Source organism: Streptomyces sp. bgisy159, assembly GCF_965341775.1.
In the GTDB taxonomy this organism is placed as follows: Bacteria; Actinomycetota; Actinomycetes; order Streptomycetales; family Streptomycetaceae; genus Streptomyces.
On record NZ_CBDQZH010000066.1, the window covers coordinates 1 to 22,183 of the forward strand.

Below are 22,183 nucleotides of genomic sequence, written 5' to 3' on the forward strand. Positions count from 1 at the left end.
GGGTGCGCAGTGCGTCAGTATTTCGGATGAGAGGCGCGGTGGCCCGACGCTAGGGTGGCCGGCATGACCGCCTTGAGCTGGGAGAACGGTGTGGTCCGTGCGGTGCGCGCGGACGAGTGGAAGAACGCGCGGGAGTTGCGGCTGGACGCGCTGCGCGATCCCGTGGCCCACCTCGCGTTCATGGAGACGTACCAGGACGCGGTGAGCCGGCCCGACTCGTTCTGGCAGGAGCGCGTGGAGCGGGCCGCGGCAGGGGTGCACGGGGTACGGCAGTTCGTGGCCGAGACGCACGACGGGCGCTGGGTGGGCACGGTGACCGTGCTGGTCGAGGAGGCCGGGGCGACGGACTGGGCCGGGCTGCCCGTCGAGCGGCGGCAGGGACACGCCGTGGCGGTGTACGTGCGTCCCGAGTGCCGGGGCAGCGGGGTGATCGACGCGCTGTTCGAGGCCGTGTCGGAGTGGAGTTGGCAGCGGGGGCTGGAACGGGTACGGCTGCTGGTGCACCGTGACAACCAGCGGGCGCGGGCCGCGTACGGCAGGCTCGGCTTCCTGCCGACCGGGGTGACCATGTCGCTGGTGGAAGGCGAGGAGACGGACGCGGAGCTGGAGCTGGCCCGGGAACGGGCTGCCTGAGCTCCTCGCGGCCGGGGACCCTACATCGACAGCTCGTCGTGGGGCCAGCGGGTCCTGGCCTGTTCGCGGGAGCGGAGCAGGGCGAGGGTCGGCAGACCCCGGTCTGCCCCCGTGGCCAGGAGGTGCGGGAGCTGGGGGATCGGAGCGACCGCCGCGACGTCGTCGAGGACCAGGGTCAGTGGTGGGTCGAGCCGACCGGCGGGTGACCGTTCGGCCATGCGCCGGCCGCGCTCGACCACGCTTGCGACGAGAGCCGTCAGCAGCGGCATCGCGCCGGGGGTCGTCCGGGGATCCTCGATGGACTCGCCCACTACATAAAGCGTTCCCCCCTCGTGGACGAAGGAATCCAAGGCGAGGGTGTCGGTTCGGTTGGGTGTGCAGGCCTCGCGGACGTTGACCGTGGAGAGCGCGGACAGGGCGCGGGTGGTCAGCTCCTGGGCCATGTCACGGCGTTCGGGGTGGGCGGTGAGGGCCGCTTCGAGTTCGCCGGCCGTACCGGACGACGCTTTCGGGTTGGTGCGCAGGATGCGGACCGCTTCCTGGACCTGGGTGCCCTGCGCCCAGCGGTGGACATGGCGGACGGTGCGGCCGTCCACGGCTGCGGCGTGCAGGTAGCAGCGCAGCAGGGTCTCCGCCGTGTCGTTGACCGCCTGGTCCAGCCGTGAGGTGGGGCGGGTCGGGGTGAGCAGGGCGGCGGCGGTCCGGGCGGCGGTGTCCCGGTCCTCGCAGTGGGTGGCGGGGGACCAGTGCAGGCGGGCCGGGGTGTCGCAGCGGTGGGTCGGATCGTAGAGGAGGACGGGGCCGAGTTTGGCGCGGGCGTCCTTGGTGGCCTGCCAGAGGGCGGGGTTGGAGGTGAGGACGAGGGCGGGGCCCTCGGCGTCGCGTACGGCGGTGGCCGCGGTGTGCTCCCGGGCTTCCCTGGGGGCGAGCAGGACGCGGTCCCAGTCGGCCGCGGGCAGCGGCTCGGCCGGGGCGGGCGGCGGAGCCTCGGGGACCGGCGTCTGCTTCTGGGGTGCCCGCGGGGTCGGGACCTCGTGCACATGGACGGGGGGCGTGGGGAACTCCGGCTGCGCCGCCGCCCCGCGTTCCGCCCGGACCGCACGCCACCGCGCCACCGTTCCCATGACGAACACGGTCAGGACGAGCAGGACCATCAACTGCCCGATGAACAGGCCCCAGAACAGCCCGTAGCCGGAGAGCCGGCCGGCCGGGGTGTCCGGCCAGGCGCCGGTGATGTCGTGGGGCTGTCCGATGAGGTGGCGCATGGCCAGAGGGGTGCGGGTGAAGGTGACCTCGCTCGGCCAGGACCCGTGCGAGAACAGGGCGGCCAGGCCGGTGGCCGTCCAGACCAGCAGTGTCATGCCGAGCAGGAACGCCAGTATGCCGATCAGCAGGCCGTCCGGGACGCCGCCCCGGGCGCCCCGGTGACCGTCGCTGCCGTGGTGTCGGTGGTCGTCGGGTCTCACCTGGCGCCCCCTAAGCGACCGTCGATTCGGAGTCGCCCAGGTGCTGTTCCACGAAGGCCGCCGCGCGCTGCTCCGCCTCCAGTTCGGCGGCGTGCAGCGCGTCGTCGTGATCGCGGTCGAAGGACGACTCGGTCATCGCGCGGTCGGTGAACACCAGAGGGCGTTCGGTCTCGGTGACCAGGTGTTTGACGACCTGGACGTTGCCGTTGACGTCCCAGACGCCGATGCCGGGCGTGAGGGTGGGGATGATCTCCACCGCCCAGCGGGGCAGACCCAGTACCCTGCCGGTCGCCCTGGCCTCGTCGGCTTTCTGGGCGTAGATGGTGCGGGTGGAGGCCATCTTGAGGATGGCGGCGGCCTCCTTGGCGGCGGCTCCGTCGACGACGTCCGACAGGTGGTGGACGACGGCGACGAAGGACAGACCGAGGCGGCGGCCGAACTTCAGCAGGCGCTGGAACAGCTGGGCGACAAAGGGGCTGTTGATGATGTGCCAGGCCTCCTCGACCAGGAAGATGCGCTTCTTCCGGTCGGGGCGGATCCATGTGTGCTCCAGCCAGACGCCGACGATCGCCATGAGGATGGGCATGGCGATGGAGTTGCGGTCGATGTGGGACAGGTCGAAGACGATGAGGGGCGCGTCGAGGTCGATGCCGACGGTCGTCGGGCCGTCGAACATGCCGCGCAGGTCACCGTCGACGAGGCGGTCCAGGACCAGGGCCACGTCCAGGCCCCAGGCCCGTACGTCGTCTATGGCGACGTTCATCGCCTCGGCGGACTCCGGCTCGGGGTGCCGCAGCTGCTCGACGATGTCGGAGAGGACCGGCTGACGGTCGGTGATCGTCTCGTTGACGTACGAGTGGGCGACCTTCAGGGCGAAGCCGGCCCGCTCGTCGAGGCCGTGGCCCATCGCGACCTCGATGATCGTGCGGAGCAGCGCGAGCTGGCCGGTCGTGGTGATCGCCGGGTCGAGGGGGTTGAGGCGGATGCCGTGGTCGAGGGCGGCCGTCGGGTCCAGGCGGATGGGAGTTATCCCCAGCTCCTGGGCGATGAGGTTCCATTCGCCGACGCCGTCCTCGCCCTGGGCGTCCAGGACGACGACCTGGCGGTCGCGGAAGCGGAGCTGGCGCAGGACGTAGGTCTTCTCCAGCGCCGACTTGCCGTTGCCTGACTCGCCGAGGACCAGCCAGTGCGGGGCCGGGAGCTGCTGGCCGTAGAGCTGGAACGGGTCGTAGATGTAGCCCTTGCCGGAGTAGACCTCGCGGCCGATGATGACGCCGGAGTCGCCGAGGCCGGGGGCGGCCGTCGGGAGGTAGACGGCCTGGGCCTGGCCCGTGGAGGTGCGGACCGGGAGGCGGGTCGTCTCGACCTTGCCGAAGAGGAAGGAGGTGAAGGCGTCGGTGAGGACGGACAGCGGGTCCCGCATCAGCGCATCAGCCCCTACCTTCGGATTCCGGTGGCGAACGGGAGCGTGTTGACGAACGCGCGGTGGTGCTCGCGGTCGCACCACTCCAGTTTGAGATACGACTTGCCCGCCGACGCCCTTATCGTCCGCTTGTCGCGGGCGAGTGCCTCGGGGGAGCGGGAGGAGACGGTGATGTAGCCGACCAGGTTGACGCCCGCGGCGCCGCTGGCGAGGTCCTCGCCGCGCTGGTCGAGGCGGGAGTGGGCGGCCACGTCGCGGGGGTCGACGGTGCGGTTCATCTTGGCGGCGCGGCTGGCCTCGGCCTCGTCGTTGGTCTTCTCGGTCAGCATGCGCTCGATGGCGACCTCGGTGGGTTCGAGGTCCATGGTGACGGCGACCGTGCGGATGACGTCGGGGGTGTGGACGAGCAGGGGGGCCAGGAAGTTCACTCCGACCGGGGTCATCGGCCACTCCTTGATCCAGGCGGTGGCGTGGCACCACGGGGCGCGGGTGCTGGACTCGCGGGTCTTGGCCTGCAGGAACGTGGGCTCCATGGCGTCCAGTTCGGCCGGCCAGGCGTTGCGCCGGCTCATCGCCTGGATGTGGTCGATGGGGTGGTCCGGGTCGTACATGGAGTGGATGAGGGAGGCGAGCCGGCCCTGGCCGAGCGGCTGGCGGACCCGGATGTCCGCCTCCTGGAGGCGGGAGCAGATGTCGGTCAGCTCGCGGGCCATGACGACGGCGAGGCCGGCGTCCCGGTCCAGCTTGCGGCCCGACCGGGGGTGCGCGGCGCGGGCGACGGCGTGGGCCTCGGCGGCCAGGTCGCGCGTGTAGTGCATGCAGGCGACGAGGTAGGCGCGGTGCTGCTCGCTGCTGGTGGACACCATGGACTGGAGCTGCTCGTACGACTGCCGCAGCCAGGCGGGGGACCGCTCGTCGCCGCGCTGGGCGATGTCCTTGGCGTGGGCGTCGGGGTCGGCGGGGAGGGTGCGGGCGAGCATCTGCAGGCGGGTGACGAAGCCGTCGCCGTTGGCCACGTGCTTGAGCAGGGTGCCGAAGCGGTCGACGAGGGCCTCCTGGTCCTCGCTGTCGCGCAGGCCGACGCCGGGACCCTCGATCTCGATGGCCGCGGTGACGGTTCTGCGGTCGGCGTGCAGCAGCACGGCGATCTCGTCGGGGCCGAAGGGGGCGGCCAGCCAGGTGATGCGGCCGATGCCGGGCGGCGGGGCGATCTCGATCTCCTGGCCGTCGAGGCGGGTGCCGGCCTCCATGGCGCCGGAGCGGTAGAGCGTGCCGCGGCGCAGGGTGCGCTTGTAGCTGCGGTTGATCTCGAACCACTTGTAGAAGGTGCGCTGCTTGTACGGCATGTAGACCGCGGCGAGCGCGAGCACCGGGAAGCCGGCCAGCAGCATGATGCGCAGGGAGAGGACCGGGACGAGGAGCCCGCACATCATGCCGAGGAACGCGCCGATGACGATGAGCGCGATCTCGCCGGTCTCGCGGTTGCGGCCGACGATCGCGTTCGGCCGGGCGCGGCCGATCAGATATGAACGGCGGGGCGCGACCGAGTGGGACACATGGGCCGTGTGGGAATCAGCCGTCAACGCCCTTCACCTCCCGTGCGGTTGGTACTGCTGTTGCGGGCGTTGCTTGCGTGCGGTGTGTTGACCGGGCTGCCGGTGCGCGGCGCGGGTGCGGCGGAGGGGACAGATCCGCCGCCACCGCCGGTCGCGGGGCGTGAGCTGTGGGCGGCCATGCCGCCGGAGGCGGCGTTGGCGGGCCGGGGGGTGCTCGAGCCCTGCTGGCCGCCGGCGTTGTTGTCGGCGCGGGTGCTGTGGGTCTTGATGCCCTGGGCGACCAGGGACGCCGGGGAGGAGATCACGGCGGCGGCCTTGCCCTCGGCGCCCTGCATGATGCGGTTGTTGCGGGCGCCGGCGATCTCGTCGCCGAAGCCGGGGACGAAGCGGTAGATCATCGCGCTGGCGAAGATGGCCAGCAGGATGATGGCGAGGCCGGAGACGACGGCGGAGAACGCGCCGGGGCCGTCGTCGGCGGAGAGCGCGCCGGCCAGGCCGAGGACGATCACGATCACCGGCTTGACCAGGATCACGGCGATCATGATGCCGGCCCAGCGGCGGACGTGGCCCCACAGGTTCTTGTCGACCAGCCCGGCGTAGACGACGGTGCCGAGCAGGGCGCCGACGTAGAGCAGGGCGGCGCGGATGACCATCTCCAGCCAGAGGACACCGGCGGCGAGGATGCTGACCAGGGAGACGACGATCAGCATGATCGGGCCGCCGCCGATGTTCTCGCCCTTGGCGAGGGCGGCGGAGAAGTTGCCGAAGAAGGTGTCGCTCTGGTCGCCGGTGGTCTTGGCGAGGACGTCGGAGACGCCGTCGGTGGCGGAGACGACGGTGTAGAGGATCAGCGGGGTGAAGGCGGAGGCGAGGACGGTCAGCCAGAGGAAGCCGATCGCCTCGGACAGCGCGGTGGTGAGGGGGACGCCTCGTACCGCGCGCTTGGCCACCGCGAGCAGCCACAGGAGCAGGGTGAGGATGGTGGACGCCGCGAAGACGACGGCGTACTGCTGGAGGAACTTGGGGTTGGTGAAGTCGACGTTCGCGGTGTCCTTCACGGCCTCGCTGAGCTTGTCGACGGTCCAGGAGGCGGCGTCGGCGCAGCCTTTGGCGAGGGAGGAGAGGGGGTCGACGGTGTCGGAGACGTTCGGTGAGGGCCGGGCGCCGGACGGGTTGTTGTCCTGCTCGCAATAGGTCTGCGCCTCGCCGGGCAGGAGGGAGCAGTCGACGCTCCTGCTGGGGGACGGTGAGGGCGACGCCCCGCCGCTCGGGGTAGGGGTGGGGGAGGGGGCCGCGAAGGCGCGCGAGGCCAGCAGTACCGCCGTCGTCTGTACGGCCGTCAGGGTGCCGGTGAGTGTGAGCACGCGGCGGGTGTTACCGGGCATACGTGAACCCTCCGTACTCCTCGATGGCCTTGCTGATCTCGTCGGAGGTGGACGCCTTGTCGTCCCCGGGTACCGGCGCCGGGCCGTCCGTCTGCTTGCTCGCGCCCACCTTCCAGTCCCCGTCGGCCCACCGCAGGTCGAACGTCCACGTCTTCCACGACGTGGTGACGGGGTCGGTGGAACGTTCGCCGGACATGCCGATCAGGCCGACGTACCAGACGGCGACCTTGGCGGCGGTGTCGGTGTACTGCTGGACCGTGGTGCCGACCGGTACGACGCGGGAGACGAAGGTACTGCCCTTGGGGGCGTTGCCGTCCGCGTCGAGGCCCATCTTGGCGAGGAAGTCGGCCGAGTACGCCTGGTCGAGGGCGCTCTGCAGCCCGGTGGCGGCGTCGGCGGTGTAGACGGTGGTGACGATGGTGCGCCGGCTGCCCTGGTGGAACATGCCGGTGGAGCCGAGTACCACCGCGTAGTTGGCCGCGGCCGACTGGGCGCCCTGCCGGGTGCGGGCGAAGCCGGACGGGATGCCGGCGGCGCTCTTCGTCGTCACGGGCTCGGTGCCGGTGGCCGCGGTCGAGGCGGCCTCCGCCTTCCCGGCGGGCTTGCCGCCGCCTTGTGCCGAGGCTGCGGAATCGTCTCCTCCACGGTTCGCGAAGGCGATCGCGGCGATGAGGAGGACGACGACGCCGACCACCGTCACCAGGCTGCGCGAGGAGGAGCGGCCGCTGCGGCGGGCGCCGCCGTAGGGGTCGTTGTCGGGCAGCCGCAGTCTGGTCCGGCCGCCGCCGCCGTGGACGTATCCCCGGTCCGCGCCGTATCCCCGGTCCGCGCCGTAGTCCTGCTCGTCGCTCATGCCGTGTACGCCCCCTCGCTGCCGTACCGGTACGCGTAGGAGTACGACGGTAGCCGTGCTGGTTCCCGCGCGGACGCGGAGTGATGACTCGACATCAGGGAGACGCAACCTCAGCCGGTGGGGCCCGACGGGCGGGTGGGGTGGAGGGACCGGGCGTGCCCGGCGGGGACGGACGACGGACGGGAGAGCGGACGGGAGAGCGGACCCGCGGTGTCCCGGACGGGGCGCGGTGGCCGCGGCGAAGGGCGGGCTAGACGGCCATGCCGTACACGATCGTGAACAGTGTGCCGAGTGATCCGATGATGAAGACGCCCGTGAGGCCGGCGATGATCAGGCCTTTGCCCTGCTCGGCGCTGAAGGTGTCGCGCAGGGCGGTGGCGCCGATGCGCTGCTTGGCCGCGCCCCAGACCGCGATGCCGAGGCAGAGCAGGATGGCCACCGCCATCACCACCTCGATCATCACCTTGGCCTCGTTGCCCAGGCTGCCGAAGGGGCCCCAGTCCGGAGCGATCCCGCCGATGATGGTGTTGATGTCTCCCTTGTCGGCCGCAAAGAGCATGTAAGTCACCGCCCCTGGTGGGTAGTTCCGCCATCCTCTGCGGAGTGCAGAGGTCACGCCTCATTCTCGCCGACAACGGCGCCGTCGTATGTCGACTTGGCGTCATTGATGGGCGGGATTCGTACGAATACCACCGTACGGTTACTCTGTGTATCACGGCAGGTCACGCCGGGCAACGAAGTCTCGGCGGAACCTGTGGTGTGGTTCCGTCGTTGACCCCTCTCAGGGTCACACGCGTTTCTGACGGCCGGTCGGGTGAGGGGCCGTCACGATGTTCTCATGGGACCGTGGACGCACTGAAGGAACAGGACCCGGCCCGGATAGGCGGGCACACGCTGCTCGCCCGGCTCGGTGCCGGCGGGATGGGACAGGTGTATCTCGGCCGCTCGCCCGGCGGGCGCCTCGTGGCGATCAAGGTGATCCGGGACGAGATCGTCGACCATCCCGAGGCGCTGGCCCGCTTCCGGCGCGAGGTGGCGACGGCGCGGGCGGTGCGCAGCGCCTACACGGCGAACCTGATCGACGCGTCGCTGGAGGCGGCGCCGTACTGGCTGGCGACGGAGTACGTCGCCGGACCGACCTTGGCGGCGGCGGTGGGGGAGCGGGGGGCGGTGCCCGCCGAGAGCGCCCGGCGGCTGTTCGCGGCTCTCGCCGAGGCCCTGGCCAGTGTGCACGGCCATGGTGTGACGCACCGGGACCTCAAGCCGCAGAACGTGATCCTTTCTCCGCAGGGGCCGCTGCTCATCGACTTCGGTATCGCCCGCGGTGTCACGGACACGGCCCTCACCCAGACCGGGTTCACCCCGGGTACGCCCGGCTACACCGCGCCCGAGGTCCTGATCAGTGACCAGGCCGGACCGGCCGCTGATGTCTTCGCGCTGGGTGCGACGCTGTCCTACGCCGTGACGGGCCGACCGCCGTTCGGGCACGGACCGACGTACGGGGTGTCGTACCGGGTGGTGCACGAGGACATCGACGTGGCGGGTGTCGAGCCGGAGCTCGCCCGGCTCATCCGGGAGTGCGTGGCCAAGGACCCGGCCGAACGGCCCGGTCTGGACGCGGTCATCGCACGCTGTGCGGTTTCCTCCGGACTTGCCGAGGACCCGTTCTACGTGCGTCTCGTCGGCGACGTGGAGGCCGTGCCGCAGGACCTGCACGCCGCCGTCGCGGCGGGGCTGATACCGCCGGGGCGTGGGGCTGTGCCGTCGGCCCAGCTACCCACGGCCGGGCCGGGCTATGTGCCGACCCTCGCACCGTCGGCGCCGACAGCCGTGCCCGAGGCGCGTCGGCCGCGGCGTACCGCGTGGGTGGTGGCCATGGCGGTCGCGGTCGTGGTGGGGACGGGAACTGCCGTGGCGCTGAGGACCCTGGGGGACGACGGGTCCCAGGGGAAGGACCAGGGGCCCATTCCGTCGTCCCCGTCCGCGAGTGCGGTGTCCTCGAAACCGCCGGAGTACATCCTGAACGACCGGATCTCCCGGGACTACTGGACGCTGTCGACCGATTCGGATCTCGCGTCGCACGGCATCGGTCAGTGCCGACAGATCGGTGCGGTGAGTCCCCCGGAAGAACTCCAGTACGGCGTCGACGACGCCGGTGATCCGGAGTCCCCGACGGTCGCCGAGCGAGCCAGGATCATCTTCCGGTTCAAGTACGCGGAGCTCAAGGAGAAGCCCCCGACGCCGTACTACGTCGCGGTGGCGGTGAAGCCGCCGCATGAGATCGACGCCGACACGGGCAAGCCCTTCGAGGTGATGATGGAGAGCAAGAACATCGGCTACTCGAGCAAGCCGGTGGACATCTACACGCACTGGAAGGACGGCGGGTACGTCGAGCTGACCTATCCCGACGACTTCGAGAGCCATTACGCGGGGGGCGACGTCGTCCCGGCGATTCCCGTGGCGAACGACCCGGGGGACTGGACCGCGGTCCTGTACCACGTCAAGGGCGGGCCGAGCGACTACGAGAGCATCGGTTGCACCGGGTTCCGGGTGGGAAGCTCATAAACTGGCGCGAGCGGACTGCTGGCTGACGAGGGGCGGTTGACGGTGCGTAAGGCATGGGTCGTGGCTGGTGCCGCCACCGCGGCGGGCGTCAGCTTCGTGATGCTGCTCGTGGTCGGTGTGTACGTCGTCGCGGGGAGCCTCGTCAACAGCGCGGCGGGCCGTAGCGTCGGGCTGGCCAGAGGGGCGGTGCCGGCCGCGTACGAGGCGCTCGTGCAGAGGTGGGGCAATCTCTGCCCCGCCATCAACCCCGCGCTGCTGGCCGCCCAGTTGTACCAGGAGAGCGGGTTCAACCCGAACGCCAAGAGCCCGGCCAAGGCGGAGGGGATCGCGCAGTTCATCCCGGGGACCTGGGCGACGCACGGGATCGACGGCGACGGGGACGGCGACCGCGACGTGTGGGACCCGCATGACGCGATCCCGTCGGCCGCATCGTACGACTGCGAACTCGCCTCCTATGTCAGGAGCGTGCCAGGGGACCCGACCAAGAACATGCTCGCGTCGTACAACGCGGGTGCCGACGCGGTCATCAGGTACGGCGGGGTGCCGCCGTACAAGGAGACCCAGAACTACGTACGGATCATCACGGCCCTGCAGGAGTCCTTCGCCGCGCCGGTCGGCCGCCTCAGCCCTTCGGAGCAGGCCGCCGGGGCCATCGCCTTCGCTCAGAAGAAGTTGGGGACGCTGTATCTGTGGGGTGGGGACGGGACGCCCGAGGACGGGGGGCGGTTCGACTGTTCGGGGCTGACCAAGGCGGCCTACGAGAGTGTGGGGATCACGCTGCCGCGGGTGGCCAACGATCAGTACAACGCGGGGCCGCATCCGACGCGGGATCAGTTGCTCCCCGGTGACCTGGTGTTCTTCTCCGACGATCTGACCAACTCCCGGGCCATTCGGCACGTCGGCATCTACGTCGGCGGTGGGTACATGATCGACGCGCCGCGGACGGGCGCGGTGATCCGGTTCGACCCGATCGACACGCCCGACTACTTCGGGGCCACACGGGTGACGGAGGATGGCGCGAAAGCGCTCCCCACGAGGGTGTGAACCGAGTGTGAAGCCCGGCCCTGAGCTGCGAGGACGTGTCTCTCTTCGATAACGTCTGCGTGATCATTCAGTGGAGGGTGGAACGTATTGACCGGGGCCGTGCGTTCCTGTTGACGTACATCGACCACGGGGGTGGCAGATGCGGCGCACGCCTGAACACGTGTCAGTGCGCCGGGCACTACGTGACGAAGGGGCCTTGGCACCATGGCTGGACTCGCCGAATCCGGGTCGAACCCCGACGTCGACCTGCTCTACGACATCAACGGTCTGGCGAAGGACGCGCCGCACTGGTTCGACCGGATCGTCGAGTTCGTGGGTGAGTACGGGCTGTTGCTCGCCATGGTGCTGCTGGTGGTGTGGTGTTGGTGGGGGACGCGCAAGCGGGTCGGCGGGGCCGAGGAGGCGGCTTCGTCCGTCGCCGCGCTGGTGTGGGTACCGCTCTCGGCCGCCGTCGCGGTGCTCGTCAACGTGCCCATCCGGGGGTTCGTCGAGCGGCCGCGGCCCTTCCGGGACCATCAGGGGCTGGAGGTGCTCGTCTCCGGGAAGGACGACTTCTCGTTCGTGAGCGACCACGCGACCCTGACCATGGCCATGGGGGTCGCGCTGTTCGTCGCCAACCGGAGGTTCGGGCTGGTGGGCATCGGGCTCGCGCTGGTCGAGGGGTTCTGCCGGGTGTACATGGGAGTGCACTACCCGACGGACGTCGTGGGCGGGTTCGCGCTGGGCACGGCTGTGGCGCTGCTGCTGTCGCCGCTGGCCGCCGCGCTGCTGACACCGCTGCTGCGGGCCGTGGACCGGTCCCGGCGGGCCGGGTGGGTGGTCCGCAGCCGGGCCGCCCGGGAGGCCGATGAGGGGCGGGCGGTGGCGTCCGGCACGCGCACGGAGTCGACGGCCGAGCGGGACCTCGCGGCCTGACGGAGTCCGGCGGCTCGGCGAGGGGCGACGGCTCGGCGCGGCGAGGCGCGACGGCGCGGCGGCACTCGCGGGCCGGCCGGAACAGGTGGCCCAGCGGTGGCCCAGCGGTGCGGGGCTCGGCGATGCGGAGTGCGGCGCTCAGAGCGCCTGCGGGTAGGTGAAGAAGCGGTCGGGGTCGTACTGGCGCTTCAGCTGGGTCAGGCGGGGAGCCGCGTCGCCGTAGTACGCCTTCCGCCAGTCGCGCAGGGTGGGGTCCGTGTAGTTCTGGTACGCCGCCCCCGACGCGTGGGGCCGCATCGCCGCGTGGGCCTCGGTCAGCCAGGACCGGGAGGCCGTGCCGGACGCGCCGGCCGGCCAGGAGGCGATGTACTGGGCGAGCATCCGGGAGCGGCGGTGGACGAAGGCCGTGGCGGTGGGGGAGACCCGGTTGACGGCGCCGCCGAGCGCGGTGAGGGCGATGCTGCCGGGGCCGCCGCGCACGTGCTCGACCTGGGTCAGCAGGGCATGGATGCCGGCCGCGGACAGGGAGCGGTCGAAGAAGTCGGAGCGGGCGGCGTAGGTCTCCCGGCGCAGGGCGCCCTGCGGGGAGCGGCCGGGTGTGGTGCCGGGCAGATGGCACTGGGCGTCCGTCGCGAAGGAGGAACAGCCGGCGTAGATGTCCATGGCCTGCTTGTAGGAGTGGCGGTGCAGGGAGACCGTCGACGCCGGGGCCCCCACCCGGTCGGCGAGGCGGTCCACGGCGTTCTGCAGCTGCCCGTGGGTGCCGATGCAGAACGCCGACACCGAGACGGTGGGAGCACCGCCGGGCGCCCGTTCAAGGTGCAGCGCGGACCAGATCTCGTCCGGCTGGCCGGGGCCCCACTCCTGCCAGGCGCGGACCACCGCCGCCGCGCTGGACCAGGGCCAGGTGAGTCGGCCGGTGACCGCCTGGGGCGCCGGGTGGGTGCGCAGCCGCAGCTCGGTGACGACGCCGAAGGTGCCGTTGCCCGCCCCGCGCAGCGCCCAGAAGAGGTCCTCGTTGTGGGTGGCGTCGGCGACCAGCTCGCGGCCGTCGGCCGTGACGAGGGTCGCCTGGGTGAGGCTGTCACAGGTCAGGCCGTACGCCCGGGAGACGACGCCGTGTCCGCCGCCGAGGGCCAGACCGGACACGCCGACGGTCGGGCAGGAGCCCGCCGGGACGGTGACGCCCTTGGCGGCCAGGGCGCGGTAGACGTCGATGAGTTTCGCGCCGGCCCCGACGACCGCCTGGTCGCCGCTGACCCGGACCCGGCTCAGCCGTGACACGTCGAGGATCAGCCGGCCGTCGCCCGAGGACCAGCCGGCGTACGAGTGGCCGCCGTTGCGGATGGCGACCTTGGTGGCGTGGGCGCGGGCGTAAGACAGGGCGGTGCGGATGTCGTCGGTGTGCGCCACGTAGGCGACCGCGGCCGGCTTCAGGGTGTCGAAGCGGGTGTTGTAGAGCTGGTGGGCGGTCGGCCAGGCGGCGTCGCCGGGGCGGATCAGCTGCCCGTCCAGGTCGCCGGCGAGGGCGGCCCAGTCGGCGGTGCCGGTGGCCGGGGGCGGGGTGGTGGCGGGAGCGGTGGGGCCGGTCCCGTCGGTGGTGCCGCGGCAGGCCGCCGTCGCGGTGGCCGCGAGGGCGGCCGTTCCGCCCGCGATGAACTTGCGCCGTTCCATGGTGTCCGTCCTCGCGCCGTCCGTCGGCTTCACGCAGCGAGACGGGTCCGGCGGGTCATGGGTTCCGGCCTGCCGCGGTGTGCGTCCGTGCGTCCGTGCGGGCCAGGCTCCTGGCTCTGCGGGCCGGGCCGCGCCAGCCGCAGGTGCAGCGGGCGAAGCAGAAGCGGCCCTGTTCGACGGTGCTGGTCAGATGCTCTCCGTCCGTCTGGGGAGCGGTGTGGCCGTCGGCGTGCGTCACTTGGAGAACGTTACCCACGGGCGGGGCGGCGGATGTGTGTCCGGGGGTACGACTTCGGCCATGCGTGACGGGGGCACCTACCCGTCGTTAACCGGTCGACAGCGGGCCCGAGAACGGACATACCGGCTGGGGGTTGTGGCGATGGCGGAGCGGCAGCACGGGCTCAAGGGCGCGGCGGTCGTCGCGGGACTGGTGGCCGGCGCGTGCGCGGGCGCGACCGGTTGCGGGGGCGGTGGGGCCGCGGCGGACGAGGGACGGCCGGCCGATCCCGTGCAGGTCCTGCACCGGGCCGCCGACACCCTGCGCGACGCCGGCAGTTCGAAGGCCACCACGTCGATGGAGATGGCGACCGGCGGCACCCGGGTGACCATCCGGGGCGAGGGGGTGTACGACTACCGCAGGCGGATGGGGCGGCTGAAGGTCGTGCTGCCGCAGGACCCGGCGGGGACCAGTGAGCACCGGCCGATCACCGAACTCCTCACGCCCGGAGCGCTGTTCATGAAGAACCGGGGCGCGGGCGTGCCGGCCGACAAGTGGGTGCGGGTGCGTACGGCGACGCTGTCCGACGGGAACCTGGTCACCGGCGGGGCGACCGATCCGCTGGCCGCCGCGGAGGTGCTGCGCGGGACGCGGACGGCGACGTACCTGGGCCGGACCGAGCTGGCGGGGACGGCGGTGCGGCACTACCGCGGGACCGCCGATCTGGGGGAGGCCGCGCGCGGCGCCACCGCCGGCCACCGGGAGGCGCTGGCGGCGGCGGCGAAAGGGTTCGCCACGGCGCGGGTGCCGTTCGACGTGTACCTCGACGACGCCGGGCGGATCCGCAAGGTCCGGCACCGGTTCAGCTTCGTCAACGGGCGGCGGGAGGGCGTGGTCGCGGTCGCCTCGACGACCCTGCTGTACGACTTCGGCGCGCCGGTCGACGTACGGCTGCCGCCGGCCGGTGACATCTACGCGGGGCGGATCGCCGAGAACTAGCCCTTCCGTGCCATGCGCGGTGTGTGCGCCGCTCCCTACTCTAGGAAGCCGGTGACGGCAGAGACGAGGTGATGCGCGTGGCTCCGGTCGGCGGTACGGCAGTTCAGGACCACGTGGCCCTCGCCGAGATCGAGCTGTGCGGGGAGCTGATCATCGCGGCCTCGGCGGCGGAGGACCGGCTCAGCCTGGAGAGCATCGACGCGGTGCTGCGGGTGGCCGAGGAGCGCGAGGGCTCCTCGGGGACCGGGGCCGGCTGACCGGTGCTCAGGTACGCAGGAGGCGGCCGATCGCCTTCGTGGCCTCCTCCACCTTCGCGTCGATCTCGTCGCCGCCCTTGAGGGCCGCGTCGGCGACGCAGTGCCGGAGGTGCTCCTCCATGAGTTGCAGGGCGAAGGACTGCAGGGCCTTGGTGGAGGCGGAGACCTGGGTGAGTATGTCGATGCAGTAGACGTCCTCGTCGACCATGCGCTGCAGGCCGCGGATCTGGCCCTCGATGCGGCGCAGGCGCTTGAGGTGTTCGGCCTTCTGCTGGTGGTAGCCGTGCACGCCCCGGTCGTGGTCGGTGACCACCTCGGCGGGTGCGGTCGCGTCGGAGGGCGCCGTGGTCGCGCCGGCCTCGGTCGTCGTCATCGCGTCCTCCTGAAGTGACGGGCATATACCCCTGGTGGGTATATGGTAGCCGACTTTGCTGGGTATGGACCTCTTGGTCCGCCCCCGTGCTGACCACTGTGCCCGATGGGCGACACTGGGGGACGGCCCCTTAGCCGTGGCCGGATGATGCGCCTAGCATCAGCCTGACCGAAACCGATGCACCCCGAGGACCCCAAGTGCGCTTTCGTCTGACCCCCAGGGAGACGAGCTTCTACGACATGTTCGCCGCCTCCGCGGACAACATCGTCACGGGCTCGAAACTCCTGATGGAACTGCTCGGGGCGGACGCTTCCGCCCGGGCTGAGATCGCGGAGCGCATGCGGGCGGCGGAGCACGCGGGTGACGACGCCACGCACGCGATCTTCCACCAGCTGAACTCCTCCTTCATCACGCCCTTCGACCGCGAGGACATCTACTCCCTCGCCTCCTCCCTCGACGACATCATGGACTTCATGGAGGAGGCCGTCGACCTGGTCGTCCTCTACAACGTCGAGGAACTGCCACGCGGTGTGGAGCAGCAGATCGAGGTGCTGGCGCGGGCCGCCGAGCTGACGGCCGAGGCGATGCCCAACCTGCGGACGATGTCGAACCTGACCGAGTACTGGATCGAGGTCAACCGGCTGGAGAACCAGGCGGACCAGATCCACCGCAAGCTGCTCGCGCATCTGTTCAACGGCAAGTACGACGCGATCGAGGTGCTCAAGCTCAAGCAGATCGTGGATGTGCTGGAGGAGGCGGCCGACGCCTTCGAGCATGTGGCGAACACGGTGGAGACCATCGCCGTCAAGGAGTCCTGAGGCCCGGCCATGGACACCTTCGCACTGGTCGTGACCATCCTGGTCGCGCTCTTCTTCACGTACACCAACGGCTTCCACGACTCGGCGAACGCCATCGCCACCTCGGTGTCCACCCGGGCGCTGACACCGCGGGCGGCGCTGCTGATGGCGGCCGTGATGAACCTTGGCGGTGCCTTCCTCGGTTCCGGGGTCGCCAAGACCGTCAGTGAGGGGATCATCCAGACGCCCGAGGGGTCGAAGGGGATGGGGATCCTCTTCGCCGCCCTCGTCGGCGCCATCACCTGGAACCTGATCACCTGGTACTTCGGCCTGCCCTCGTCGTCCTCGCACGCCCTGTTCGGGGGCATGGTGGGGGCGGCGCTGGCGGGTGGCACCAGCGTCTACTGGAGCGGGGTCTTCGAGAAGATCGTCCTGCCGATGTTCGTGTCGCCGATCGTGGGTCTGCTGGTCGGCTATCTGGTGATGACGGGCATCCTGTGGCTCTTCCGGCGGGCGAACCCGCACAAGGCGAAGCGGGGCTTCCGGATCGCGCAGACCGTCTCGGCCGCCGCGATGGCGTTGGGGCACGGTCTGCAGGACGCCCAGAAGACGATGGGCATCGTGGTGATGGCCCTGGTCATCGCCGATGTCGAGGACTACGGCGATCCCATTCCGGTGTGGGTCAAGGTCGCCTCCGCCGTGATGCTCTCGCTGGGTACCTACGCCGGCGGGTGGCGGATCATGCGCACGCTGGGACGGAAGATCATCGAGCTGGACCCGCCGCAGGGGTTCGCGGCCGAGGCGACCGGGGCGTCGATCATGTTCACCACGGCGTTCCTGTTCAAGGCGCCGATCTCCACGACCCACGTGATCACCTCGGCGATCATGGGCGTGGGCGCGACCAAGCGGATCAACGCGGTGCGGTGGGGTGTCGCCAAGAACATCGTGCTCGGGTGGTTCATCACCATGCCGGCCGCGGCGCTGGTCGCGGCGGCGGCCTTCGGACTGATCGACCTGACCATCCTGTAGTGCCGGGCCCTCCCTTGGTGCCCGGCCGCCCGTCGCCCGCTTTCGGTGGGCGGTGCGCAGGTGCCGGCAGGCAAACGATGAGGCCCGCCCCCCGGGAGCCAGGGGGCGGGCCTTCTCGGCCTCGCGGTGGCACCGCCATGCAGCACCGCGAGGAGTCAGGGCCGGCTCAGCCGAAGCGGCCGGAGATGTAGTCCTCGGTGGCCTGGACCGACGGGTTGGAGAAGATGCGCTCCGTGTCGTCGATCTCGATGAGGCGGCCGGGCTGGCCGACGGCGGCCAGGTTGAAGAAGGCCGTGCGGTCCGAGACACGGGCGGCCTGCTGCATGTTGTGCGTCACGATGACGATCGTGAAGCGTTCCTTCAGCTCGCCGATCAGGTCCTCGATGGCGAGGGTGGAGATGGGGTCCAGGGCCGAGCAGGGCTCGTCCATGAGCAGCACCTTGGGCTCGACCGCGATGGCCCGCGCGATGCACAGGCGCTGCTGCTGGCCGCCCGACAGACCGGAGCCCGGCTTGTTCAGGCGGTCCTTGACCTCGTTCCAGAGGTTCGCGCCCTTGAGGGACCTCTCGACGACCTCCGCGAGCTCGCTCTTCTTGTAGTTGCCGTTCAGGCGCAGCCCGGCCGCCACGTTGTCGAAGATCGACATGGTGGGGAAGGGGTTCGGGCGCTGGAACACCATGCCGACCTCGCGGCGCACGGACACCGGGTCGATGCCGGCGCCGTACAGGTCCTCGTCGTCGAGGAGGACCTTGCCCTCGACACGGCCGCCCGGCGTCACCTCGTGCATACGGTTCAGGGTGCGCAGGAAGGTCGACTTGCCGCAGCCGGACGGGCCGATGAACGCCGTCACCGAGCGCGGCTCGACGGTCATCGAGATGTCTTCGATCGCCTTGTGGGAGCCGTAGTACGCGGTCAGTCCGCTGACATCGATTCGCTTGGCCATGATTGCTACTTCACTTCCGGATCAGTCGGTCGCTGGATGGCCGCGTCAGCGACCGGTCTTGGGGGCCTTCCAGCGGGCGATGCCGCGGGCCACCAGGTTGAGGATCATGATGAAGCCGATGAGGGCCAGGGCCGCCGCCCAGGCGCGGTCGTACGCCGCACCGGAGCCGCCGCTGTTGGCGTACTGCAGGTAGATGTACATCGGCAGCGACGCCTGTGGGTCCTCGAAGGGGTTGGCGTTGATGAAGTTCGTGCCCCACACCAGCAGCAGGACGGGGGCCGTCTCGCCGGTGATGCGCGCGACGGCCAGCATCACGCCGGTGGTGATACCGCCGATGGAGGTCGGCAGGACCACCTTGAGAATGGTGCGCCACTTCGGGACGCCCAGCGCCAGCGAGGCCTCGCGCAGCTCGTTCGGGACGAGCTTGAGCATCTCCTCGGTGGAACGGACGACGACCGGAATCATCAGGATGCACAGGGCCAGCGAGCCGGCGAAACCGGACGGCCCCATGTCGAGCATCAGGATCCAGAGACTGAGGACGAACAGACCCGCGACGATCGACGGGATGCCCGTCATCACGTCGACGAAGAAGGTGACGGCCTGGGCGAGCCGGCCCCGGCCGTACTCGACCAGGTAGATCGCGGTGAGCACGCCGACCGGCACGGAGATCAGCGCGGCGAGGCCGACCTGCTCCAGGGTGCCGAGGATGGCGTGGTAGATGCCGCCGCCGGGCTCGGTGTCGGAGACCACGCCCATCGAGTGGGTGAGGAAGAAGACGTCGAAGACCTTCGCACCGCGCTTGACGGTCTCCCAGATGAGGGAGGCGAGCGGTATCACGGCCAGGATGAACGCCACCCACACCATGCTGGTCGCGACGCGGTCCTTGGCCTGGCGCCGGCCCTCGACCCGGGCGGCGATGCCGAAGGTGCCGAGGACGAACAGCAGCGCGGCGATCAGACCCCACTGGACGTTGCTGTCCAGGCCGGCCGCGGCGCTGATGCCCAGGCCGGCGGCGACCGAGCCGGCGGCGACCGCCCACGGGAACCAGGCCGGCAGGTGGGCACCGCGCAGGGTGCTGCGGCGCTTGGCGGAGACGGATGCGTGGCTCATGCGTTGGCCCCCGAGTACTCCTTGCGGCGGGCGATGATCAGCCGGGCCGCGCCGTTGACCAGCAGGGTGATGACGAAGAGCACCAGGCCGGAGGCGATCAGGGCGTCCCGGCCGATCTCGGTGGCCTCGTTGAACTTGCTGGCGATGTTCTGGGCGAAGGTGCCGCCGCCCGGGTCCAGCAGGCTGGCGTTGATGTCGAAGGTCGGCGAGAGCACCATGGCCACGGCCATCGTCTCACCGAGGGCGCGGCCGAGGCCGAGCATGGAGGCGGAGATCACGCCGGAGCGGCCGAAGGGCAGCACCGACATGCGGATGACCTCCCAGCGGGTGGCGCCGAGCGCCAGCGCCGCCTCCTCGTGCATCCGCGGGACCTGGCGGAAGACCTCGCGGCTCACGTTCGTGATGATCGGCAGGATCATGATCGCGAGGAGGATGCCGACGGTGAGCAGGGAGCGCGGGGCGCCGCCGTTCCACTCGAAGATCCCGGTCCAGCCGAGGTACTCGTCCAGCCAGCCGTACAGGCCGTCCATGTGCGGAACGAGGACGAGGGCGCCCCACAGGCCGTAGACGATGGACGGCACCGCGGCCAGCAGGTCGATCACGTACGCGATGGGGCCGGAGAGGCGGCGCGGCGCGTAGTGGGTGATGAACAGCGCGATGCCGACGGCGATCGGGACGGCGATGGCCATGGCGATGACCGACGACACGACGGTGCCGAAGGCCAGCACGGCGATGCCGAAGGCCGGCGGGTTGGCGCTGGGGTTCCACTCGAAGGTGGTGAAGAAGTTGGCCTCGTCCTTGTTGATGGCGAGGACGGCCCGGTAGGTGAGGAAGGCCGCGATGGCGGCCATGATCACCAGGACCAGGATGCCGGACCCGCGGGACAGACCGAGGAAGATCCGGTCTCCGGGGCGGGTGGCACCGTGCGCGGCGCGCTTCTGCTCGGCCGGGACGGGCCCGGGAGCTGGGGGAGCTGTGGTGTTCTGTGTGGTGGTGTCCATCGGGTTCTCCGGTCTGCGGAGCCGTCGTGCGGGGCGGCTCGGGGCGGAGCCTTCGCGTCGGGCTCCTGGCGGCGGTGCACCGGACGGTGCGGTCCGGCCCCGGGGGGCCGGACCGCACACTGGGGTCAGCTCAGGGCCGAGATGTTCGACCGGACCTTGGTGATGATCTCCTCGGGCATCGGCGCGTAGTCGACGCCGGTCAGCAGGGCCTGGCCGTCCTTGGAGGCCATGAAGTTCAGGAACGACTTCGTGGTGGCCAGGGAGTCGGACTTGTTGCCCTTGTCGCAGACGATCTCGTACGTCACCAGGGTGATCGGGTAGGCACCCTCGGCCTTGGTGGCGTAGTCCAGCTTCAGGGCGAGGTCGGAGCCGGTGCCGACGGTCTTGGCGGCGGCGATGGCCTTGGTCGCGTTCTCCAGGGTGGCCTCGACCGGGGCGCCGGCGCCGGTGTTCAGGGCGACCGTCTTCATGCCGTCCTTGGCGTAGGACAGCTCGAAGTAGGAGATCGCGCCGGAGGTCTGCTTCACCTGCTGCGCCAGGCCGGAGGAGCCCTGCGCGGCCTGGCCGCCCTTGGCCTTCCACGCCTTGCCGGGCTCGTACTTCCAGTCGTTCGGCGCGGCGGCGGCCAGGTACTTGGTGAAGTTGTCGGTGGTGCCGGACTCGTCCGAGCGGTGGAACGCCTGGATCTTCAGGTCGGGAAGCTTGGCGCCGGGGTTGAGCTTGGCGATGGCCTCGTCGTTCCAGTTGGTGATCTGGCTGTCGAAGATCTTCGCCACGGTGGCGGCGTCCAGGACGAGCTTGTCGACGCCGGGAACGTTGAAGCCGATGGCGACCGGACCGCCGACCATCGGCAGGTCGATGGCCTGACCGCCGGAGCAGACCTTCTTGGACTCCTCGACCTCTTCCGGCTTCAGCGCGGAGTCGGAGCCGGCGAACGCGGTCTGACCCTGCAGGAAGGCGGTGATGCCGGCGCCCGAACCGGTCGGGTTGTAGTTGATCTGGACGTCCTTGCAGGCGGCCGTGTAGGCCTTGACCCAGGCGTCGATGGCGTTCTTCTGCGCGGACGAGCCGGACGCCTGGAGCTGGCCCTTGGCGTCCTTGCAGTCGACGTTGCCGGCCGCGGCGGTCGCGGTCGAGTCGGAGCCGCTGCCGCTGGAGCCGGTGTCGTCGGAGCCGCACGCCGTGAGGGCCAGGGCGCCGGAGACGGCGATCGCGCCGAGAGCGAGAGCCCGCCGGTTCTTGCGCTGAAGCTTCACTTGAGATCCTTCCGGGAGCCGCCGTCCTGAATTCGGCGGCGTGCGAGGGTCTGCGTCATGAGGGTCTGCGTTGTACCGACACGTCCCGCAGGTCGCGGTCCGCACCGGGTAAGGCCGAAATTAGGCAGAACAGGTGAAGCCACCTACGGGCGTAAATGAACGGCGGGTGAACCCCTGAGGTCGGTGCGGTTAGGTCACGGAACGCTCACGCCGAGGACACGGAGAGGCTGCGGTGGCCGTCCGTCACCGGGCCGGACGCAGGGTCGCCGGCAGGGCGTCGACCAGGTCGCGGTCCCTCGCCTGGGTCAGCCGGGCCTTCGCCGCGGCGGGCGGCAGCCACAGGACGCGGTCCACCTCGGTGTTCGGCCGGAATTCGCCCCCCGTGGCCTCGGCCGCCCAGTAGCGCACCCGCTTGGGCCGGCCGTTCGCCAGGTAGTGCTGCGTGGGCAGCTCGGCGCCGGGCGCGGCGGTGTGACCGGTCTCCTCAGCCACCTCGCGCAGGGCGCCGCGCAGCGCGTCCTCGTCCGGCTTGAGCTTGCCCTTGGGGTGCGACCAGTCGTCGTACTTCGGACGGTGCACGAGGCACAACAGCAGGGAACCGTCGGCCGGGGAACGGCGCCACAGGACGCAGCCGGCCGCCTCCACCACGGGGCTGTCCGGAGGAGAACTCATGGGCCACCGCCTCCT

General features: G+C 70.8%; 22 protein-coding genes. 8 read left to right on the forward strand and 14 right to left on the reverse strand.

Annotated elements, in window-relative coordinates:
• The first annotated feature begins 63 nt into the window (after positions 1-63).
• Positions 64-633 (forward strand): GNAT family N-acetyltransferase, encoded by a 570-nt coding sequence (locus ACSLTV_RS34065; RefSeq protein WP_432139538.1) that lies wholly within the window; start codon positions 64-66, stop codon positions 631-633.
• 20 nt (positions 634-653) lie between these two features.
• Here ACSLTV_RS34065 and ACSLTV_RS34070 read toward each other — a convergent pair whose 3' ends face one another.
• From ACSLTV_RS34070 to ACSLTV_RS34095, 6 genes are all read right to left on the reverse strand, one after another.
• Positions 654-2,099 carry a type IV secretory system conjugative DNA transfer family protein gene (locus ACSLTV_RS34070; RefSeq protein WP_435613543.1) on the reverse strand — a complete coding sequence of 482 codons (1,446 nt, stop codon included), beginning with the start codon at positions 2,097-2,099 and terminating at the stop codon, positions 654-656.
• A gap of 10 nt (positions 2,100-2,109) precedes the next feature.
• Positions 2,110-3,522, reverse strand: coding sequence for an ATP-binding protein (locus ACSLTV_RS34075; RefSeq protein WP_432139540.1), 1,413 nt, complete (start codon positions 3,520-3,522; stop codon positions 2,110-2,112).
• A gap of 14 nt (positions 3,523-3,536) precedes the next feature.
• Entirely contained in the window at positions 3,537-5,078 is a 1,542-nt protein-coding gene (locus ACSLTV_RS34080) for an SCO6880 family protein (RefSeq protein ID WP_435613550.1), read from the reverse strand.
• A 23-nt stretch (positions 5,079-5,101) separates the two neighbouring features.
• The gene (locus tag ACSLTV_RS34085) at positions 5,102-6,463 is read right to left on the reverse strand and encodes a hypothetical protein (protein WP_435613544.1); all 1,362 of its coding nucleotides are present in this window, start codon (positions 6,461-6,463) and stop codon (positions 5,102-5,104) included.
• Positions 6,453-7,316, reverse strand: a complete 864-nt coding sequence (locus tag ACSLTV_RS34090; protein WP_435613545.1) for a hypothetical protein — start codon at positions 7,314-7,316, stop codon at positions 6,453-6,455. The genes ACSLTV_RS34085 and ACSLTV_RS34090 overlap by 11 nt, the downstream gene beginning before the upstream one ends.
• A gap of 250 nt (positions 7,317-7,566) precedes the next feature.
• The gene (locus ACSLTV_RS34095) at positions 7,567-7,875 is read right to left on the reverse strand and encodes a hypothetical protein (protein ID WP_014673544.1); all 309 of its coding nucleotides are present in this window, start codon (positions 7,873-7,875) and stop codon (positions 7,567-7,569) included.
• A gap of 287 nt (positions 7,876-8,162) precedes the next feature.
• Between ACSLTV_RS34095 and ACSLTV_RS34100 the strand changes: the two genes are divergently transcribed.
• The 3 genes from ACSLTV_RS34100 to ACSLTV_RS34110 all read left to right on the forward strand — a co-directional run bounded on the left by ACSLTV_RS34100 (position 8,163) and on the right by ACSLTV_RS34110 (position 11,840).
• Entirely contained in the window at positions 8,163-9,881 is a 1,719-nt protein-coding gene (locus tag ACSLTV_RS34100; RefSeq protein ID WP_435613546.1) for a serine/threonine-protein kinase, read from the forward strand.
• Between the two features lie 42 nt (positions 9,882-9,923).
• Complete coding sequence (locus tag ACSLTV_RS34105) at positions 9,924-10,925, forward strand: NlpC/P60 family protein (RefSeq protein ID WP_432139543.1); 1,002 nt, start codon at positions 9,924-9,926, stop codon at positions 10,923-10,925.
• A gap of 204 nt (positions 10,926-11,129) precedes the next feature.
• A complete protein-coding gene (locus ACSLTV_RS34110; protein WP_432139544.1) occupies positions 11,130-11,840 on the forward strand; it encodes a phosphatase PAP2 family protein in 711 nt (236 codons plus the stop codon).
• Between the two features lie 138 nt (positions 11,841-11,978).
• Here ACSLTV_RS34110 and ACSLTV_RS34115 read toward each other — a convergent pair whose 3' ends face one another.
• Together ACSLTV_RS34115 and ACSLTV_RS34120 are read right to left on the reverse strand one after the other, a co-directional pair.
• Entirely contained in the window at positions 11,979-13,514 is a 1,536-nt protein-coding gene (locus ACSLTV_RS34115) for an FAD-binding oxidoreductase (protein WP_435613547.1), read from the reverse strand.
• Between the two features lie 55 nt (positions 13,515-13,569).
• Complete coding sequence (locus ACSLTV_RS34120) at positions 13,570-13,752, reverse strand: hypothetical protein (RefSeq protein ID WP_432139546.1); 183 nt, start codon at positions 13,750-13,752, stop codon at positions 13,570-13,572.
• A gap of 141 nt (positions 13,753-13,893) precedes the next feature.
• On the opposite strand from ACSLTV_RS34120, the gene ACSLTV_RS34125 reads away from it, so the two are divergent.
• The gene (locus tag ACSLTV_RS34125; RefSeq protein WP_432139547.1) at positions 13,894-14,730 is read left to right on the forward strand and encodes a hypothetical protein; all 837 of its coding nucleotides are present in this window, start codon (positions 13,894-13,896) and stop codon (positions 14,728-14,730) included.
• A 71-nt stretch (positions 14,731-14,801) separates the two neighbouring features.
• Complete coding sequence (locus tag ACSLTV_RS34130; RefSeq protein WP_432139548.1) at positions 14,802-14,987, forward strand: hypothetical protein; 186 nt, start codon at positions 14,802-14,804, stop codon at positions 14,985-14,987.
• 7 nt (positions 14,988-14,994) lie between these two features.
• On the opposite strand, the gene ACSLTV_RS34135 is transcribed toward ACSLTV_RS34130, so the two are convergent.
• Entirely contained in the window at positions 14,995-15,360 is a 366-nt protein-coding gene (locus tag ACSLTV_RS34135) for a metal-sensitive transcriptional regulator (RefSeq protein ID WP_435613548.1), read from the reverse strand.
• Positions 15,361-15,557: 197 nt separating this feature from the next.
• Between ACSLTV_RS34135 and ACSLTV_RS34140 the strand changes: the two genes are divergently transcribed.
• Entirely contained in the window at positions 15,558-16,178 is a 621-nt protein-coding gene (locus tag ACSLTV_RS34140) for a DUF47 domain-containing protein (protein WP_432139550.1), read from the forward strand.
• Positions 16,179-16,187: 9 nt separating this feature from the next.
• Complete coding sequence (locus ACSLTV_RS34145) at positions 16,188-17,186, forward strand: inorganic phosphate transporter (RefSeq protein WP_432139551.1); 999 nt, start codon at positions 16,188-16,190, stop codon at positions 17,184-17,186.
• 166 nt (positions 17,187-17,352) lie between these two features.
• Here ACSLTV_RS34145 and pstB read toward each other — a convergent pair whose 3' ends face one another.
• The 5 genes from pstB to ACSLTV_RS34170 form a co-directional block, all read right to left on the reverse strand.
• On the reverse strand, positions 17,353-18,129 hold the full coding sequence (pstB, locus tag ACSLTV_RS34150; protein ID WP_432139552.1) for a phosphate ABC transporter ATP-binding protein PstB: 777 nt from the start codon (positions 18,127-18,129) through the stop codon (positions 17,353-17,355).
• A 45-nt stretch (positions 18,130-18,174) separates the two neighbouring features.
• On the reverse strand, positions 18,175-19,239 hold the full coding sequence (pstA, locus tag ACSLTV_RS34155) for a phosphate ABC transporter permease PstA (protein ID WP_432139553.1): 1,065 nt from the start codon (positions 19,237-19,239) through the stop codon (positions 18,175-18,177).
• Positions 19,236-20,240 carry a phosphate ABC transporter permease subunit PstC gene (gene pstC / locus ACSLTV_RS34160; RefSeq protein WP_432139554.1) on the reverse strand — a complete coding sequence of 335 codons (1,005 nt, stop codon included), beginning with the start codon at positions 20,238-20,240 and terminating at the stop codon, positions 19,236-19,238. The genes pstA and pstC overlap by 4 nt, the downstream gene beginning before the upstream one ends.
• Positions 20,241-20,365: 125 nt before the next feature.
• Positions 20,366-21,496 carry a phosphate ABC transporter substrate-binding protein PstS gene (gene pstS / locus ACSLTV_RS34165; protein WP_432139555.1) on the reverse strand — a complete coding sequence of 377 codons (1,131 nt, stop codon included), beginning with the start codon at positions 21,494-21,496 and terminating at the stop codon, positions 20,366-20,368.
• Positions 21,497-21,739: 243 nt separating this feature from the next.
• Positions 21,740-22,168, reverse strand: coding sequence for an NUDIX hydrolase (locus ACSLTV_RS34170; RefSeq protein WP_435613549.1), 429 nt, complete (start codon positions 22,166-22,168; stop codon positions 21,740-21,742).
• Positions 22,169-22,183: the final 15 nt, after the last annotated feature.

Coding starts and splice junctions, on each gene's coding strand:
- ACSLTV_RS34065 (WP_432139538.1), top strand. CDS start 64: ATGACCGCCTTGAGCTGGGAGAACGGTGTGGTCCGTGCGGTGCGCGCG.
- ACSLTV_RS34075 (WP_432139540.1), bottom strand. CDS start 3,522: ATGCGGGACCCGCTGTCCGTCCTCACCGACGCCTTCACCTCCTTCCTC.
- ACSLTV_RS34085 (WP_435613544.1), bottom strand. CDS start 6,463: ATGCCCGGTAACACCCGCCGCGTGCTCACACTCACCGGCACCCTGACG.
- ACSLTV_RS34090 (WP_435613545.1), bottom strand. CDS start 7,316: ATGAGCGACGAGCAGGACTACGGCGCGGACCGGGGATACGGCGCGGAC.
- ACSLTV_RS34095 (WP_014673544.1), bottom strand. CDS start 7,875: ATGCTCTTTGCGGCCGACAAGGGAGACATCAACACCATCATCGGCGGG.
- ACSLTV_RS34110 (WP_432139544.1), top strand. CDS start 11,130: ATGGCTGGACTCGCCGAATCCGGGTCGAACCCCGACGTCGACCTGCTC.
- ACSLTV_RS34115 (WP_435613547.1), bottom strand. CDS start 13,514: ATGGAACGGCGCAAGTTCATCGCGGGCGGAACGGCCGCCCTCGCGGCC.
- ACSLTV_RS34125 (WP_432139547.1), top strand. CDS start 13,894: ATGGCGGAGCGGCAGCACGGGCTCAAGGGCGCGGCGGTCGTCGCGGGA.
- ACSLTV_RS34130 (WP_432139548.1), top strand. CDS start 14,802: ATGCGCGTGGCTCCGGTCGGCGGTACGGCAGTTCAGGACCACGTGGCC.
- ACSLTV_RS34135 (WP_435613548.1), bottom strand. CDS start 15,360: ATGACGACGACCGAGGCCGGCGCGACCACGGCGCCCTCCGACGCGACC.
- ACSLTV_RS34145 (WP_432139551.1), top strand. CDS start 16,188: ATGGACACCTTCGCACTGGTCGTGACCATCCTGGTCGCGCTCTTCTTC.
- pstB (WP_432139552.1), bottom strand. CDS start 18,129: ATGGCCAAGCGAATCGATGTCAGCGGACTGACCGCGTACTACGGCTCC.
- pstA (WP_432139553.1), bottom strand. CDS start 19,239: ATGAGCCACGCATCCGTCTCCGCCAAGCGCCGCAGCACCCTGCGCGGT.
- pstC (WP_432139554.1), bottom strand. CDS start 20,240: ATGGACACCACCACACAGAACACCACAGCTCCCCCAGCTCCCGGGCCC.
- ACSLTV_RS34170 (WP_435613549.1), bottom strand. CDS start 22,168: ATGAGTTCTCCTCCGGACAGCCCCGTGGTGGAGGCGGCCGGCTGCGTC.